This window comes from Paraflavitalea speifideaquila (genome assembly GCF_032395985.1).
GTDB classification, from domain to species: Bacteria; Bacteroidota; Bacteroidia; order Chitinophagales; family Chitinophagaceae; genus Paraflavitalea; species Paraflavitalea speifideaquila.
On record NZ_CP135920.1, the window covers coordinates 1,683,563 to 1,699,342 of the forward strand.

Genomic DNA, 15,780 nt, shown 5'->3' on the forward strand with positions numbered 1-15,780 from the left:
AGCAATTACTCCTCTGTTTAGTAAATTGTTATGCCATGATGGCCCTGGCTCAACCTGCTGCCTATACTACAGCCAATGCCCATTCGCACAACGATTATGAAAATCCCCTGCCTTTTCGTGCGGCTTACAATGAAGGCTTCGGTTCCATAGAAGCCGACCTGCACCTCATCAATGACACCTTATGGGTGGCCCATGACAGTGCAAAGCCAGGCATCAGCCCCACCTTTGAAAGGCTGTACCTGCAACCCCTCGATAAAGAAGTAGGGCTCCATAATGGTTATCCTTATGCCGACCATACTAAAAAATTGCAGGTGCTCATTGACCTTAAAACAGCCGCCATTCCCACTCTCGATAAAGTGGTAACCGCTTTACGCCAGTATCCTTCGCTAGCTAATAATGCCCATATCCGTTTTGTGATCTCTGGCAGCAGACCCGATCCGGCTACCTGGCATCAATACCCGGCCTTTATTTGGTTTGATGGCAACCTTACGCAAACCTATCCTGCCGCAGCCCTTGAAAGGATAGCCCTAATGAGCGCCGACTTCCATAAGTTCACAGCCTGGAATGGTAAAGGAAGGTTGGTGGCCAAAGAGCTCGATACCCTGGAGCAGCTCATTTCCTCCGCACATGCGCTGGGCAAACCTGTTCGTTTTTGGGCTACGCCTGATAATGTCAATGCCTGGTACCAGTTGATGAAATTGAAAGTGGATTACCTCAATACTGATCGTACTGAAGAGATGGGTGCCTTCTTGCGCAAACTGCCGAATAATAGTCACCGCCAGGATAAAACGTATATCCCTTATCAGCCTACCTATAAGGCCGATGGCGCCAATAAAAAGGTAAAGAATGTGATCCTGTTGATTGGTGATGGTACCGGCCTGGCCCATTGGTATACTGGTTATACTGCCAACCAGGCCCGCCTCAATGTATTTAACATGCGCAGTATTGGACTTTCTAAAACCAGTTCCTATGATAATTTTATTACTGATTCGGCCCCGGGGCCACGGCCCTTGCCGGTGGCGTAAAAACCAATAACCGGTCGGTAGGGGTAGATCATACCGGCGTGGCCTTATCGCTCATTCCTGATTATGTACATAAAAGGGGTTGCGTACAGCCCTCATCACTTCGGGCGATATGACTGATGCCACACCAGCGGCTTTTTATGCACACCGTACCGAGCGCCCAATGGAGCAGGTATCCTGAACGATCTGGCTACAGCTCCCATTCAGTTATTGATGGGTGCATCTAATAAAGCCCTTGATCAGGCGGCAAAGTCGGCGCTCCAAAACCACTGCTTCAAGATCACTACTTCCCTCGATAGCCTGCCTGTTACCTCCCAGGATAAATGGATCGTGGCCGATGAACGCGCCCGTTTATCCATGCTCAAGGGTAGGGGCTCCTGGTCGCAAGATGCTTTTGATAGGTGCATCAATATACTTGCCCGTAATAAAGCTGGTTTTTTCATGATGGCCGAAGGGGCCCAGGTTGATCATGGCGCACATGACAATAACCTGCCCTGGCTGGCTACTGAAGTGATGGATTTTGACCAACTGGTGGGGCGTGCCCTGCAGTTTGCCGATACCAATGGCGAAACCCTGGTGATCGTAACGGCCGACCATGAAACCGGCGGACTTACCTTATTGGATGGCAATTATGACAGTAGTTATATCAGTGCCCGGTTTGTGACCGATGATCATACTCTATTCCAGTACCCGTTTTTGCCTATGGCCCCCATTCCAGGCTTTTCTGCGGCGTGTATGAGAATACTGCGCTGTTTTATAAGATCATGCAGGCCCTGGATATTCCCGTGACCAATACTGCCAATTGAGCAATTCCACATCACTGGCCGGAGTTTTGCAGCTGTCTTTTTATCAACCGCTAAACATGGCTTCATCTGTTTTGATCATTGGCGCAGGGGCGGCGGGCTTAATGGCCGCCCGCGACTTGTTGGCCCAAGGGTATGCCGTTACCATTCTCGAAGCTCGTAACCGTGCGGGAGGCCGTATGGATACCCTGCATCCTGATGGGTTTACCGTACCTGTAGAGGCCGACGCTGAATTTGTACATGGTCAACTGCCTTTAACATTGGGCCTTTTACAGGAAGCTGGAATTGCCTACACACCCGTACAAGGCCGTATGATCGAGGTGCGCAAGGGCCGCTGGCATCGGCAGGATCATTTTGTTGAAGGATGGGATATCTTGCTGGAGCATTTACGGGGATTGGAGCATGATATGACCATCCGTGATTTCTTGAATACCCATTTTCCCGAACATCGTTTTGACGAACTCAGGCGCTCTGTACAGCGTTTTGCAGAAGGCTATGATGGGGCTGATATTAATAAAGCCAGTATTCTTGCCCTACGTCACGAATGGATAAATGAGGGAGATGAAGAGGAAGAGTACCATATTGGCGGCGGCTATGGAAAGCTAACGGATTTTCTCCTGGCCCACTGTGTGAGTCAACGTTGTGTATTGCACTTTAACACGCCTGTAAAAGAGGTGCATTGGAAAGCAGGTGGGGTAGAGGCCATCACCACCGATGGGCGATCATTTGCAGCTGGTAAGGTTATTGTGACCATACCCCTTGGCTTATGGCAGGAAAATGCTGGTAAAAATGCCATTGATTTTATACCTGCCATTGAGCCGCAGATAACGGCTTTTCAACAAATAGGCTTCAGTTCGGTGATCAAAGCAAGTCTTGAATTCAAACAGCCTTTCTGGCAGGAATATGAAAAAGAACTGGGTTTTGTTTTCAGCGAAGAGATCTTTCCTACCTGGTGGACTCAATTGCCGCATCCCGTGCCCTTGTTAACCGGTTGGATCAATGGTCCACAGGCCAATGCTTTCGCCCAACTGCCGCCGGAAAAGATGTTACAATATGCCCTTTATTCACTCTCGGCCATATTTGGTTTACCACTCATTTTCCTCGAACAACAACTGGTGGCCTGGCGCATAACTGATTGGGGTAATGATCCTTTTTCCCGTGGTGCTTATTCCTACGATATGCTGCCTTCTAAAACAGCCAGGCAATTACTCCAACAACCTGTATCGAATACCTTATACTTTGCCGGTGAAGCACTTTATGAAGGTTCACACCCGGGTACCGTGGAAGCGGCCCTGGTAAGCGGAAGAGAAGCGGCCAACAAGTTAATGGCCAATTGACAAGGGCCTATTTCAATTCCTTCAGCCATTGCTGGGCATAAACCCTGGCAGCAGTGATCGTTTCCCGCCCACTACGGAAACAACGCTTCCAATTATCATCCCTGGCTTCCAGTTTGGGATCAACAAAACGCTTACGGCTATCCAAGGGGGCATCAAAATTGATATCAGCAGTAAGTGCCAGGAAATCCTGCAGCCTTTGTTTCACCATATCTTGTGGATTAACAGGAAACTCCTTTTCATACACTTTCATGGCGGCATCAAATTCCGCTTGTGTCATTTCCCCGATACCTACTGTATAATTGTATTGAAGGCTGTTGGGGTCCTGCAGGTCTTTCAACATATTTTTTTGCAATTGAAGCGCCATCTCCAGTAATTTCTTACTATCGGCGGTTGCTGTTTTCAATTCCTTCTCTGTTTCTGCGATCTCTGCTTTAGTTTCGGCAATCTGTTTCTGTATCTTCTCTTCCTTATTAACTGGTTTTTGGGTTTTCCGCTGCACGTACCTTTTATATTCCTCTGCAAATGCTGGTGAATTAGTATACTTACGGATATAATCGCCCAGCTCTTTTACTACTCCGGCCCTTTTGCCGGTAGCCATTCCCTTAATGACCGATGTAACAGGAAAGGTTAGTTTGCTTTCCCTGAAATTGTCGAAAATGCTTTCCTTGGCCTCTGCTTCTGCAATGTCCAGTTGGTCAAAAATACTATTGACGGCTACAAATGCCATCGTGCCCACTACTCCCAGGCACAACAATAGTATACCGGTAATCTTTTTCATGTCTTAATAAGGCTCAGTGTGTTGTTGACCCTAAAATTACCCTGGGGCAATGTTGCTAACCAGCACAAGCCTACAAAATGACAATTTCAATGGATGAATTGGCTTATTGACCGGATCAGCCTGCCCGCGAAGCAGCCCTAAGTCAGGCCACTTCTTGTTCATAGAACACAAAGGGTATTTGGGTAGAACAATAACGGGCACCTACGGCTTTTTGTAATGTAGGGCATACTTACCCGATAATAACCGCATTTTCAACGATTTTTTTTGATGGAGTTAAGTAATATTACTTATTTTCATTACGCGGAGCGACCTATGAAATTAGTTGTTGTGAAAACCATTCTACAATTTGGAAACCCTCAATATTAAAGAGACGCTGAAATCCAAGCTGAATGCCGGCGTCGAACCAGCGGTTGATTTGCTGTATTCCCATTATAGCTCCATGTTGTATGGCTATGTCCTACAGTTTATTCCTGATGAAAAGGAAGCCGAAAAAGTGTTGGTGCTTGTATTCGGTACCCTGGCTGCCCGCCTCCAGGAAGCCTGTACTTCTACTCTCAGCGTATATTGCTGGATGCAGGTAGAAGCCAGGAAAATAATCCTGGATTACAGAAAGCAAAAGGCCAAGGGGGCGAATGGTCAGCCCCATCCGGCCCCGGCAAATAAAAATACGTACTACCTTTCTTTATTACAGAATGCGTCAGACGAGCAAAAACTGGTGTTTAGTGAGATCTATCTCCATGGTCGTGATAAAGAAGATCTGGCTATTCAATTACAAAAGAGGTACAGGAAATCAGCCGTCTCTTGAAGGAGAGCCTGCTGATCATGCAAAAAAATATGCAGTGAGCTTACAATCATACATACAAAGTGGCATTGTAGAAGCCTATGTATTGGGATTGATAAGTGATGCCGAACGGATAGAGTTTGAATACCTCTTACCTGATTATCCCGAATTGTAGCAAGCCATGTTTGCTTTTGAACGTTCGATAGAACGATTGGCTTTTGACCATGAAGTGCCTCCTCCTCCTCCTGAAATTAAACAACGCCAGGAAAACTTCACTCGAAGTTCGCCGGTAGTTCGATACAGGCGCGAACAAATACCACCAGGTGGCGGCAATGGCAACAACCAGTCTCATCCTATTCCCGTATATGAACGATCTCCTTATATAACCGTACATAAGAACTGGCGTTCCTGGTTTTTATTTTCTGTATTGCCGGTAAGATCACGCTTGGGCTGACTATCTATTATGCCATGAAGTATTATCATGCACAGGAAATCATCAAACGGCTTGAGTAACAATTAAATACCCGGGCCAGATAACAAAGTTGCTATAGCAACAACAGGTAGAGGAAAAGGCAAACGAATGGTTGTTCCAGCTAACAGCGCCTATTTGAGCAGCCTGTTTATCTTATCATTGAAATCCTGGTCAAATCCTACGAATTTTTCAACGACTATACCATCCTTGTTGATCAAAAAAGAGGTGGGTATGGCCTGAACGCCATATTTTGTTTTAATAATTCCGTTGTCCCCTTTCAGATCCGAAACATTGGTCCATACTATATTGTCTGATTTACTGGCCTTCATCCAGGTGTCTTTATTTTTGTCGATAGAAAAACTGACTACGGAAATTTTATTATCAAATCTATCATAGTTCTTACTGATCTTTTATTCTCCTTCCGGCAGGGCACACAGGCTGCGCTCCAAAAATTGAGCAAAATATAATTTCCCTTTAGAGAAGATAACCGGAAAGAGGCGCCTTCTAATGTCTGGGCAGTGAAATCGATGAACAGTTTACCGATATCGGCTAATTCTCCGTACAGGTAAGTTCTTAGTGATATTGCCTTCTGTGATGTTTTTAATGTGCTGTCTAGCTCATCGAAAATTAACTTTAGTGTATCAGGAGTTATCTGTTCCCTGTTCCGGTAAAGGATATCCAGTCCAAGCCAGGAGTTGGGATGTTGTTTTCCAAAATTGATGTAAACCTGTTGAGAGATGTCCTGGTTGGTATTGAAAATGTCTACCAGTCTTTTCCTGTCCTGCTCAGTGGTAAATTGGTTATGTTCAAGACTGTCATAAGCGCTCATATAAGTTTTGTCGTACGGGAATTGTAATTGAGCCAGTTTATTTTGAAGCGATTGTTCCCGGCCTCCTTTTGCGGATGCATATAGCCGCATGTTTTGAATAGGGGCTTTAAATTCCATAAGGGTATTTTCAACCTGTAAAATAGCGTATTGGTCCTTGCATTCCAGCCAGCAGGTGGTAGGTCTTTTGACCTTACCACTAAGTGTGAAATGGCCGTTCTTGGAAATGGCAGAGTCAATTCTTACCTGTTCTTCAATATCGAAAAGATAAATAGGTGTATTATTGGTGATACCCTCAATATGCCCTTTGATAATAAATCCTTTTTTGGACGTTTGTGCCTGAACAGGCAAGGTTATGGAAAAGGATAGAAAAATGCCAATAAATGCTTTTGCCGGGGTAGATAAATTCATGGGATTCAGTTTGTAACGGCTAAGGTAACGAAATCCGGGCTGACCCCAAACTGCGGCTAGGGAGAAAGGTGAATGGTTTGGAATTCAGGCTTAAAGAAATGGATTTAGGAATAAAAGGCCAGTTTGGACAACCCATTCTGGATGGAATAAATGGTTAATGCCTGCCTGCTGTTGAGATTGAGTTTCTTGGATACCCTGTCAAAATAGGTTTGAATGGTTTTGGTTTCCACAAACATGATCTTGGCAATCTGGTCGTAGGTCAACATGGTAGCATTAAGAATAACAAAGGTGGCTTCCCGGGCTGTGAGCCCAAAAGCGTTCCCTTTTTTGAAGCTGTTTTCATGTTTCTTCACCACTAAATTATACAATTGTTGTTCATCCAGTTCAATACGCGGATCAAGGAATACCTTGCCTGCCAGTACCTGGGAAATGGCTTCATCGAGCAGGGATTCCATATTTGTTTTTAAAAGGTACCCAACGGTGCCTGAATGCATAATATTGACAATCATCTTCAAACTGTCATAGGTGGACAAAGCGATAATTTTAACCTGTGGAAAGTGATAGCTAAGGTAGAAAGCTACACAAACTCCATCGACTACAGGCATATTGATATCCAGCAAGACCACCTCTGGAAGATTTTTGGCGCTGTTCATTTTCAGCATGAGGTCATAACCATTCACTGCTTCAAAGTTTATGCTGTACTTTTTTTCTGCTGTTGATGTAAGAAGCTATTTTGGTTAAGGTAGGTGCATGGTCGTCCGCTATGGCGATGTTGATGGGTGGCATATTTGCTGATAAGGTTTAAGTAACTGTATATACCTAAAATGAATATACGAAAGCAGTATATCGGGACCAAATTAAATTTAATGCCTTTTGGCATAAACTGTAGTGGTATTCCGTATTGGTAGCTATATCAATTGAAAATAACTTTAGTTACTTATTCATTCGGTAGTAGCCAGAATTATAGAATACTCCTTAAAAACAACATTCATCAAACACAGGCTTTTTATTAACAATTCTTTAGGTAAAAATATTCCCGGCCAGGAAGCGGTTCAGCCTTGTCCGTCTAAAATGAGGCTAGGTAAAAAATCTCCTTACCGATAAACAGGGGATATTTTTAAATCACATCAACTTTATACAATGAATGCTAAGTTAAAAAAACTGATGCTTTGCGCCGTATTGGCTATTTCTGTATATGGCGCTTTTGCCCAGGAGGAAGTAGAAGTACCTGGCGATGGCGGAGCAAAAATGTGCGATGCTTCCAACCAGAATAAGTGCATAATCACCGGAGTAGGTGAAGGTACCGGCAGACTGGTTGCAAATTAATTGCTTCAGTAACTATGGTTAATAGGGTGGCGCCATTTCATGCTGCCTGTTTACTAGCAAGTAGCTAACAGATAGCGCCACCTTATCTTTCTGGCCTAACCCCAGGGTTTTCCCTATCTCAATTGATACCCATGAAGTTCCCTTCCGTTGTTTTACTCATTTTCATTGTATGCTCCACCCTGCAAAGCTGCAATACCTGGCAACAAAAAGATTATGCTTCCCTTACAGGAAGTATTGCAGTACAGTATAAAGACAAAAAGTCTTCCTATAAATGGGATTTTATAAGAAATGTTAATAAGAAACTTAGTGCAACCGGGCGGACTGTATTTGAAGATGGCCGACTGCTGAGTTTGCATATCAATCAATGTACACTGGCAGGGCTCAATTACCAGGCATCCCGGCTTGCCTTCTTCGATACTGCCCTCTCCCGAATCAATCCACTTGAACAAAAAGTAGCCAATTATTTGACCACCAACAGGAACCTGTTGTTTGTTGAGTTTTGGGATGATAGCCTTTTCCTATACGACTTTAGTAACAGGACCATAAAAAGGTACAACGTTACTGACAATTCGCTTATATACAGCCGGCAGTTGCGCGATTCTGTCGGGATTTACAGGGTAGGGCGTCTTTCTGACGATCAATATATTTTTGCACAGCCCAGAGATAGTTTGATGGATGTGGATTTTATCTTGCTGGATGCAGCCAGGGATAGTATAAAAGCTACCTGGTCATTGAATGAGCTGCTACAAATAACCAACAAGAAGCCCTTCCCTTCTATGGCTTATGATGGCCAGTTTATTACTCATAGTACCAGTGATTACCTGGTTTATTATTGCTCCTTCACAGGCCGGTTTATTTACTTTAATAAATCAGGTAAACCAACAGCGGTACAGGGGGTAACGATTGACAAAACCCCTGCGCCCCATGCGTTTTATGTGTCTATCACACCGAAAAATAAATCGTTGGAGATCAAACCTGATATCATGTTTTTCACCAGCGCTTGTTTGTATAACAATGAACTGTACTTATTGAATTCAATTAACGAATCCGGAGACTATGTGGTTGATGTGTATGATCTCGAAAGAAAGGGAAATTACAAGGAAAGCTTTTTTGTACCCCGTAACGGGAAAGCCGAAGGCCCTGTCAGTATAGCCCTACAGGATGGTGTGCTCTTTGTTCTGTATAAAAACCAGTCAATCATTAAATATGCCATCAATCATTTTTAGGCAACCCATGGCAAGCCAGGCTTCCAGGATTGCTCATATACTCATCATATCCTTGCTATTGGTAATTATCTTTTACCTGTATCAGTACAGGGACACGATCACGATTAAACTGGGCATGAGTCATTTTTTTCTCCTGAAATGACCGGGATTATTCCGTGGTGCTTAATAGCCCTTAATACGACAGCTGTGCTTTGTCTTATCTTTTGGGACCATCCGGGCGCTGTATGGCCGGCCATTGTTGCTTTTACAGGATATACACTTTATAGCTTACTTCTTTTCATCAAAACCGGCAGTAATTGTGGTTGTTCCAATATTTTTTTCGACATAGACCTCCGGATACAAGTTGGTGTTGGAGTGATGGCATTGCTACTGACTCTTTTTACTGGCTTGCTGCTAAAAATAAGATAAGCTAAATTTTGCCGGTGTTCCGGCGCTTCAATAAACACTGTTATGCGTACCTGTCTCCTGCTTATGTGGTTGTTTGTTTTCCCTACACCTTATTCTCACAGCAGAAGGGTGGTGGCACTATTACTGGTAAACTTATTGATTCTCTTTCCGGAAAGCCTATGCCATTGGCCACTGTCGCTGTATTTTCTGCTAAGGATACGGTGCTGCTAACTTACAGGATGAGTAACCCGGATGGAGAATTTAAGGTGCCCGGCCTTCCATTGAATACCGCACTCCGTTTACTTATTTCCTACTCCGGGTATGCTGTTTACCGGATAGAATTGGTGCTGACAGAGGAACATCCACAGGGATCACCCGGTACGATCCGAATGGTGCCAGACAACCGGTCATTAGAAGAAGTGCTGGTATATGCTGAACGTCCCCTATTATCATTAAAAAGACACCATCGAATTCAATGCTTCCTCATTCAAGACCCTGCCAACAGCCCTGGTAGAAGACCTGCTAAAGAAACTACCAGGCGTTCAACTGGATGGAGAGGGGAATATAACGGTGAATGGGAGAAGGGTAAACAGGATTCTCGTTGATGGCAAAGAATTTTTTGGTGGCGATACCAAAATGGCTACCCGGAACCTCCCGGCCAATATCATTGATAAGGTTCAGGTAACCAATGATGAGCAGGAACTGGAACAATTTCCGGATAAAGCAAAAGCTTCCATAGGGCAAGTAGTCAACCTTAAACTAAAAAAAGGAATCAAGAAAGGCTGGTTTGGAAAAGCTTATGCCGGGGGAGGAACCGATGACCGGTATGAAGCAGGAACTATTCTCAACCTGTTTAGGGATACCCTGCAGGTTAGCATTTTGGGGTTTGCCAATAACCTGAACAGGCCAGGTTTCGGATTCAGTGATGTGCGAAAGTTGGGAGGGTTTGACAGAAGCGGTATCAGCGCCATTTCAACCGTGAATGGCGGCCTGACGATTAACGGTATTTCATTCGGTGCCACTGGTGAGGGCGTACAGACGTCAGCTGGGGCGGGATTTAACCTCAACTATGTGTTTAAAAGAATGTTACACTGAATACACAATACTTTTACGGCCATTCAAAAGTGAGATTGTTGAATTGAATAACCGGCAGCAATTTATCCGTGATACCATACTGAATACGCGTACCAACAGGAATGAAAACATAGCAAGCTCCAATCACCGGATCAATTTTTCACTCCGCATGAAGGTGAATCCTTCCACAAGGATTGATTTCAGGCCAGGTTTTGTGCTGTCAGATCAACATAGCGACCGGTTTACAACTATCAGTACGGTGAGTAATAAAAATGGGCTTTTAAACAGGAGCAACAACCAGCAGGGTGCTGATGGCAAGGATATTGGGTATAACCATATACTCAGCGTGATAAAGACCTTTAAAAAGAAGGGCCGGACATTTAGCTTCTACCAGCTAGCGAATTTCAACCGGACTGATAATGACCAGATCAACGCTGTGCAAAATATCCTTTATCCTGATGATACCCTATATATTAATCAGCTGCGAAACAGGATGCCTGCTAATACATCGGTCAATACAACCCTCACTTACAATGAACCTTTATTCAAAAACACGAAGATCAGATTGGTTTATGCACTACAGTTTCTTGACAATAAAGACAGGCTTACTACTTACTACCGGAATAATTCAAGCGGTAAGTATGATGAATTGAATGAAACGCTTTCCAATTCCATCTTCAGGAACACCTGGCGTAATAGCTTTTCGGCTGCATGGGTATGGAGTTTTAAAGACCTTACCATCACAGGTTCAGCAAACTATCAGCACCTCGCTCTGAAATACCGTCCAGGCAACAGCAATAAGTTCCAGCAAAATTATAATTACCTCTTTCCTGGCATTGCCATCGATTGGAAAGAACTGAATGTAGAATACAGCGCCTCGGTAACACCGCCGGCTATTTCAGATGTACAAACAGTACCCGATAACACCAATCCCCTGTATGTGATCAAGGGTAATCCTGACCTGCAACCTGTAGTGGTTCACAATATTTACCTGAACTTTTACAAAAGCATTCCCTCCCGTTCTCTTTCCATAAGTGCGTATCTCAACGCAAATTTGAGCAGGAATGGGGTTGTAAGAAGCAGAACGGTGGATGAAACCGGCATTCAAACTACTTATCCTGTAAATGCAAGTGGACTCCAGCATTTTGTTAACCAGGCAAGCATTAATAAACAATACAGGTTAGATAAGGGTGTCCAATTGGTAACCTCAATTGGGTACTCGCTTAATTATTATAGAAACTTAATTATTGTTAATAGCCTGAAAGGTTTTGTAAATACTACTGACCTGAACGGTTTTGTAAGGACTGGGATCAACTGGAAAGATAAGATCGAGTGGAACCTGGGCGTTAGCAAAGGTATTTACAACACCAGGTATGAGCGAAATGATTTTGATAACCTGACCGTGAACCGGTATGGGATCAGTACGGATGTGGTGATACGCTGGCCACGTAAAAATAGTTTGGGAAACCTCCCTGGATCATAAATATAACTCACAGGCAGTGGCTGGTATTCAAAGATCAATTTCCTGCTCAATGCAGGCATTACCTGGCTTTTCTTAAAAGAGGATAAAGGTCAATTAAAACTGGCGGTGTTCGATGCCTTGAATCAGAATATAGCTGTGACAAGGTATTCCGCCGAAAACTTTATCAACGACCGGCAGATAAACATCTTACGCAGGTACTGGCTCCTCACTTTTACTTATAATATCCGAAACTTTAAGCCAGCCAAGGTGGGCGGAAAGCAAAGTCTATTCCTCTTCTGACGGGATACACAGGCCCGATGGGCTATGCAACGGCATGATTTGTAGTGAAGTCTACTAAATAAGTAGATTTATTTTGCATTTAATCATCAGGCCGGTATCTTTGCGCTGGTTATCCAGATTACTTGTCCAACCAAAGGTTACTAAAAGCTATACCATGAGACAAATGCCTACATCGCTGCTGAACCCTTCCCGGATGAAATCCCCTTTCATTCGAATATTCTATCCTACAGCATTGCTCGTTGTTGTTGCTGTATTTAACCAATTGATTTACTGAATTTACCTGGTGCTATCCCAAGGGTAGCACAAACGTTTTATTGCCATTAATGAAGCAAGACCGGTGTTCCGGCTCATTGCTTTATTGCCCGATTTCCCTAACATTCAATTATAAGTTACAATGAACAGGATCATTGCCTTATTGGCTATTATTATTGTATTGCCTGCCAGCCTCGCCGCACAAACCCGTATTGTGCAGGGGACGGTGGTTGACAAGTCAAACAACCAACCTCTGAGTGGTGTTACCATCCAGGCCGGGGTGCTGCAGGCAGCATTACTACGGATGCCAGCGGAAATTTTACCATCAGCATTACGGGTAAAACCATCCTCACGATCTCTTATGTGGGGTATGCCACCCGTCAGTTGCCTGTTGATAGTCTGCAACAAAATGCACAGGTATGGCTTTCCCCTTCCGATAACTCACTGGATGCGGTGGTGGTTACCGCCCTGGGTGTTTCAAACAAAAGAAGTCGCTGGGTTATGCCACGCAGGAATTAAAGGCAAAAGATATCTCTGAAGCCAAGGAGGCCAATATTGTAAATGCGCTGACCGGTAAAATAGCTGGTGTACGTATTACCAATACGCAGGGTGATATGGGGTCTTCCCGTATTGTGATCCGTGGCGAAACCTCCATTGCAGGTAATAACCAGCCCTTGTTTATTGTAGATGGTATTCCCGTTGATAACTCCCAATTGGGAGCGGGCGGCTCCAGGGATTACCGGAATGCGATAGCGGATCTCAATTCGGAAGATATAGAGACCATCAGTGTATTGAAAGGCCCCAACGCAGCCGCCCTGTATGGCTCCCGTGCCGCCCATGGGGTGATCCTCATTAAAACAAAAACGGGCAAAAGCAGGAATGGCATTGGCGTTACTGTCAATTCCAATAGTACCTTTTCCAGTTTGCTCGTATTGCCCGATTACCAGAATGTATTTGGGCAGGGCGCCGAAGGCAAGTTTAGTTATGTAGATGGAAAAGGTGGTGGTATCAATGATGGTGTGGACGAAAGCTGGGGCCCAAAACTCGATGGCCGCCTCATTCCCCAATTCAATTCCAAAGGGGTTGCTGTACCCTTTGTAGCCCATCCTGATAATGTAAGAGACTATTTCAAAACCGGTGTACTACTCAGCAACAGCATTGCCCTGGATGGCGCCGGTGATAAATACAATTACCGCATTTCTTTCAACAATGAAAAACAATGGGGTATTGTTCCCAACAGCGAAGCTGGTAAGAACAATCTTTCTTTTAATGGTTCATTCGATGTAACTCCCAAACTGAAAATAGGAGTAGGCGCTAATTATATTGTAAACAATGCGCCCAATTTACCAGGATCGGGTGGACGCCGTGCTACCAGCACCATGCTCCAGTTCACCTGGTTTGGCCGTCAGGTAGATATTAACCAGCTCAGGGATTACAAAGACGCTGATGGAAATACGTTCAACTGGAATAACAGCTATTACAGCAATCCATTCTGGGTAGCGTATGAAAATACTGTTCAGCAAAAGCGTAACCGCTTTATCGGCAACCTGAATCTTACCTACGATATCCTGGATGGACTTACTTTCAATTTCCGCACGGGCAGTGATTACTACAATGATAAGCGCAAATCAAAAATAGCTTATGGAACCAATGGTACACCTTTTGGCTCCTACCAGGAAACCAACTATATCGTAACTGAGAATAATACCGAAGCCACCCTGCGCTACAATAAAAACATCAGCAGTGATTTTAGCCTCGATGTATTGGCTGGTACCAATGTTCGGACCAAAACCTATGAAGAGAATGATCAACAGGCCCCCAGGCTGGCGGTAGCCAATGTATATACCCTGGCCAACTCACGCGATCCGCTCGTTTCTTCCAGTTACTATTCTAAACTGAGAACCTGGAGCGCTTTTGCTTCGGCCCAGTTGGGATATAAGAACTTTGCTTTTGTTAATGTTACTGCGCGTAATGACAGGTCGTCTACCTTACCAGAGCAAAACCTTTCCTATTTCTATCCATCAGTAAATGCCAGTGTGGTACTTTCCGATGCCCTCGATATTAAAAGCAATATCCTTAGTTTCTTAAAGGTACGAGGTGGCTGGTCGCAGGTAGGTGCTGATGCCGATCCTTATCAACTGATCAATATCTATAACTTCAATGCCCCTTTTAATGGCAACCCTCAATTAAGCACTTCGGGTATTGACTTAAACCCTAATCTCAAATCAGAAAGCACCAACTCAACGGAAGTTGGGGTGGAGGCAGCTTTTCTCAATAACCGCCTGCGGTTGGATGTGTCGTTGTACAATACCAATAGTGTTGACCAGATCCTGAAAGTGGATGTGAGCTCCACAACCGGATACAACCAAAAACTGCTGAATGCGGGTAAGATCAACAACAAGGGTGTTGAAGTGCAATTGGGCATCACACCGGTTAAGTTAAAAGATTTCAGGTGGGATATTGACCTGAACTATGCAGCCAACAGAAGCAAGCTGGAGCGATTGGATGATGAAGGGAAATTGCAGAATTATGTACTAGGCTCCTACCGGAATATCCAGGTACTGGCTTCTGTAGGTAAAGCGTATGGCACTCTGTATGGTAATGGGTACCTGCGCGATGACAAAGGCAATATTGTGGTGAATAATAGTGGTATTCCTTTGGCTAGCCCTTCCAAAAAGGTATTGGGCAAGTTTACTCCTGATTGGATAGGCGGTATCAACAATAGTTTTACTTATAAGAATTTTAACCTGTCTTTCCTCATTGATGCCAGTGTGGGTGGTTCCTTGTTTGCTGGTACCAATTCTACTGGCAGCTATACCGGTGTATTGGCGATGACGCTGCCTGGCCGTGATGCTGACCATGGTGGATTGTACTATTACTATCCGGGCAACAACAAAGCCAATGGTACTGTAGGCCTACCCAAAGGCGGTAATGCGCCGGCTGGCGAAACGGTGTATGAGGATGGTATCATTTTCGATGGTGTTACAGCCAATGGCAATAAAAATGCTGCTATCATCCCTGCTTCCCAATACTATAAGGCCGCCCGTAACATTGAAGAAGAGTTTGTTTACAGTGCTTCCTATGTTAAGTTCCGTGAGCTGAAGCTGGGTTATTCATTGCCCCTGGGCTGGATCAAAAAACTGGGTCTTACCGGGGCTACCGTAAGCCTGGTAGGTCGTAACCTGTGGATCATTCACAAGGATGTGCCCAATATTGATCCCGAAACAGCCTTCACCAATGGCAATGCACAGGGCCTGGAAGATCTTACTTTGCCCACTACCCGCAGTTATGGCTTCAACATCAACGTTAAATTTTAAACTGTA

The 15,780-nt window shown here is 44.4% G+C and carries 16 protein-coding genes; 12 read left to right on the forward strand and 4 right to left on the reverse strand.

Features of this window, described 5'->3' with window-relative positions; translation table 11 throughout:
- Positions 1-35 precede the first annotated feature (35 nt).
- The 3 genes from RS881_RS11660 (at position 36) to RS881_RS11670 (ending at position 3,162) form a co-directional block, all read left to right on the forward strand.
- Positions 36-1,025 (forward strand): phosphatidylinositol-specific phospholipase C/glycerophosphodiester phosphodiesterase family protein, encoded by a 990-nt coding sequence (locus tag RS881_RS11660; protein WP_315821228.1) that lies wholly within the window; start codon positions 36-38, stop codon positions 1,023-1,025.
- A gap of 210 nt (positions 1,026-1,235) precedes the next feature.
- The gene (locus RS881_RS11665; protein ID WP_315824442.1) at positions 1,236-1,811 is read left to right on the forward strand and encodes an alkaline phosphatase; all 576 of its coding nucleotides are present in this window, start codon (positions 1,236-1,238) and stop codon (positions 1,809-1,811) included.
- A gap of 73 nt (positions 1,812-1,884) precedes the next feature.
- Positions 1,885-3,162: a flavin monoamine oxidase family protein gene (locus RS881_RS11670; protein ID WP_315821229.1), complete on the forward strand. Its 1,278-nt coding sequence runs from the start codon at positions 1,885-1,887 to the stop codon at positions 3,160-3,162.
- Positions 3,163-3,169: 7 nt separating this feature from the next.
- Here the strand turns inward: RS881_RS11670 and RS881_RS11675 are convergent, their stop codons facing one another.
- Positions 3,170-3,940, reverse strand: a complete 771-nt coding sequence (locus tag RS881_RS11675) for a hypothetical protein (protein WP_315821230.1) — start codon at positions 3,938-3,940, stop codon at positions 3,170-3,172.
- Positions 3,941-4,286: 346 nt separating this feature from the next.
- Between RS881_RS11675 and RS881_RS11680 the strand changes: the two genes are divergently transcribed.
- Together RS881_RS11680 and RS881_RS11685 are read left to right on the forward strand one after the other, a co-directional pair.
- Positions 4,287-4,745 (forward strand): hypothetical protein, encoded by a 459-nt coding sequence (locus tag RS881_RS11680; protein ID WP_315821231.1) that lies wholly within the window; start codon positions 4,287-4,289, stop codon positions 4,743-4,745.
- Between the two features lie 157 nt (positions 4,746-4,902).
- Positions 4,903-5,175, forward strand: a complete 273-nt coding sequence (locus RS881_RS11685) for a hypothetical protein (RefSeq protein ID WP_315821232.1) — start codon at positions 4,903-4,905, stop codon at positions 5,173-5,175.
- A 149-nt stretch (positions 5,176-5,324) separates the two neighbouring features.
- Here the strand turns inward: RS881_RS11685 and RS881_RS11690 are convergent, their stop codons facing one another.
- The 3 genes from RS881_RS11690 to RS881_RS11700 all read right to left on the reverse strand — a co-directional run bounded on the left by RS881_RS11690 (position 5,325) and on the right by RS881_RS11700 (position 7,110).
- Positions 5,325-5,600, reverse strand: a complete 276-nt coding sequence (locus RS881_RS11690) for a TlpA family protein disulfide reductase (RefSeq protein WP_315824443.1) — start codon at positions 5,598-5,600, stop codon at positions 5,325-5,327.
- The gene (locus RS881_RS11695) at positions 5,558-6,430 is read right to left on the reverse strand and encodes a TlpA disulfide reductase family protein (protein WP_315821233.1); all 873 of its coding nucleotides are present in this window, start codon (positions 6,428-6,430) and stop codon (positions 5,558-5,560) included. The genes RS881_RS11690 and RS881_RS11695 overlap by 43 nt, the downstream gene beginning before the upstream one ends.
- A gap of 104 nt (positions 6,431-6,534) precedes the next feature.
- On the reverse strand, positions 6,535-7,110 hold the full coding sequence (locus tag RS881_RS11700; RefSeq protein WP_315821234.1) for a response regulator: 576 nt from the start codon (positions 7,108-7,110) through the stop codon (positions 6,535-6,537).
- Positions 7,111-7,570: 460 nt separating this feature from the next.
- Between RS881_RS11700 and RS881_RS11705 the strand changes: the two genes are divergently transcribed.
- The 7 genes from RS881_RS11705 (at position 7,571) to RS881_RS11735 (ending at position 15,774) form a co-directional block, all read left to right on the forward strand.
- On the forward strand, positions 7,571-7,756 hold the full coding sequence (locus RS881_RS11705; protein ID WP_315821235.1) for a hypothetical protein: 186 nt from the start codon (positions 7,571-7,573) through the stop codon (positions 7,754-7,756).
- Positions 7,757-7,887: 131 nt separating this feature from the next.
- Positions 7,888-8,982, forward strand: coding sequence for a hypothetical protein (locus RS881_RS11710; RefSeq protein ID WP_315821236.1), 1,095 nt, complete (start codon positions 7,888-7,890; stop codon positions 8,980-8,982).
- Between the two features lie 422 nt (positions 8,983-9,404).
- Entirely contained in the window at positions 9,405-9,974 is a 570-nt protein-coding gene (locus RS881_RS11715) for a carboxypeptidase regulatory-like domain-containing protein (protein WP_315824444.1), read from the forward strand.
- Entirely contained in the window at positions 9,940-10,464 is a 525-nt protein-coding gene (locus RS881_RS11720; RefSeq protein WP_315821237.1) for a hypothetical protein, read from the forward strand. Before RS881_RS11715 ends, RS881_RS11720 begins: the two co-directional genes overlap by 35 nt.
- A 43-nt stretch (positions 10,465-10,507) precedes the next feature.
- Complete coding sequence (locus RS881_RS11725) at positions 10,508-11,926, forward strand: porin family protein (RefSeq protein WP_315821238.1); 1,419 nt, start codon at positions 10,508-10,510, stop codon at positions 11,924-11,926.
- 885 nt (positions 11,927-12,811) lie between these two features.
- Positions 12,812-12,976: a peptidase associated/transthyretin-like domain-containing protein gene (locus RS881_RS11730; RefSeq protein WP_315824445.1), complete on the forward strand. Its 165-nt coding sequence runs from the start codon at positions 12,812-12,814 to the stop codon at positions 12,974-12,976.
- Between the two features lie 11 nt (positions 12,977-12,987).
- Positions 12,988-15,774 (forward strand): SusC/RagA family TonB-linked outer membrane protein, encoded by a 2,787-nt coding sequence (locus RS881_RS11735; protein WP_315824446.1) that lies wholly within the window; start codon positions 12,988-12,990, stop codon positions 15,772-15,774.
- Positions 15,775-15,780: the final 6 nt, after the last annotated feature.

Bases quoted from the DNA above. Each gene is read 5' to 3' on its own strand.
- RS881_RS11670 (WP_315821229.1), top strand. From the start codon at position 1,885: ATGGCTTCATCTGTTTTGATCATTGGCGCAGGGGCGGCGGGCTTAATG.
- RS881_RS11705 (WP_315821235.1), top strand. From the start codon at position 7,571: ATGAATGCTAAGTTAAAAAAACTGATGCTTTGCGCCGTATTGGCTATT.
- RS881_RS11660 (WP_315821228.1), top strand. From the start codon at position 36: ATGATGGCCCTGGCTCAACCTGCTGCCTATACTACAGCCAATGCCCAT.
- RS881_RS11685 (WP_315821232.1), top strand. From the start codon at position 4,903: ATGTTTGCTTTTGAACGTTCGATAGAACGATTGGCTTTTGACCATGAA.
- RS881_RS11665 (WP_315824442.1), top strand. From the start codon at position 1,236: ATGGGTGCATCTAATAAAGCCCTTGATCAGGCGGCAAAGTCGGCGCTC.
- RS881_RS11695 (WP_315821233.1), bottom strand. From the start codon at position 6,430: ATGAATTTATCTACCCCGGCAAAAGCATTTATTGGCATTTTTCTATCC.
- RS881_RS11710 (WP_315821236.1), top strand. From the start codon at position 7,888: ATGAAGTTCCCTTCCGTTGTTTTACTCATTTTCATTGTATGCTCCACC.
- RS881_RS11675 (WP_315821230.1), bottom strand. From the start codon at position 3,940: ATGAAAAAGATTACCGGTATACTATTGTTGTGCCTGGGAGTAGTGGGC.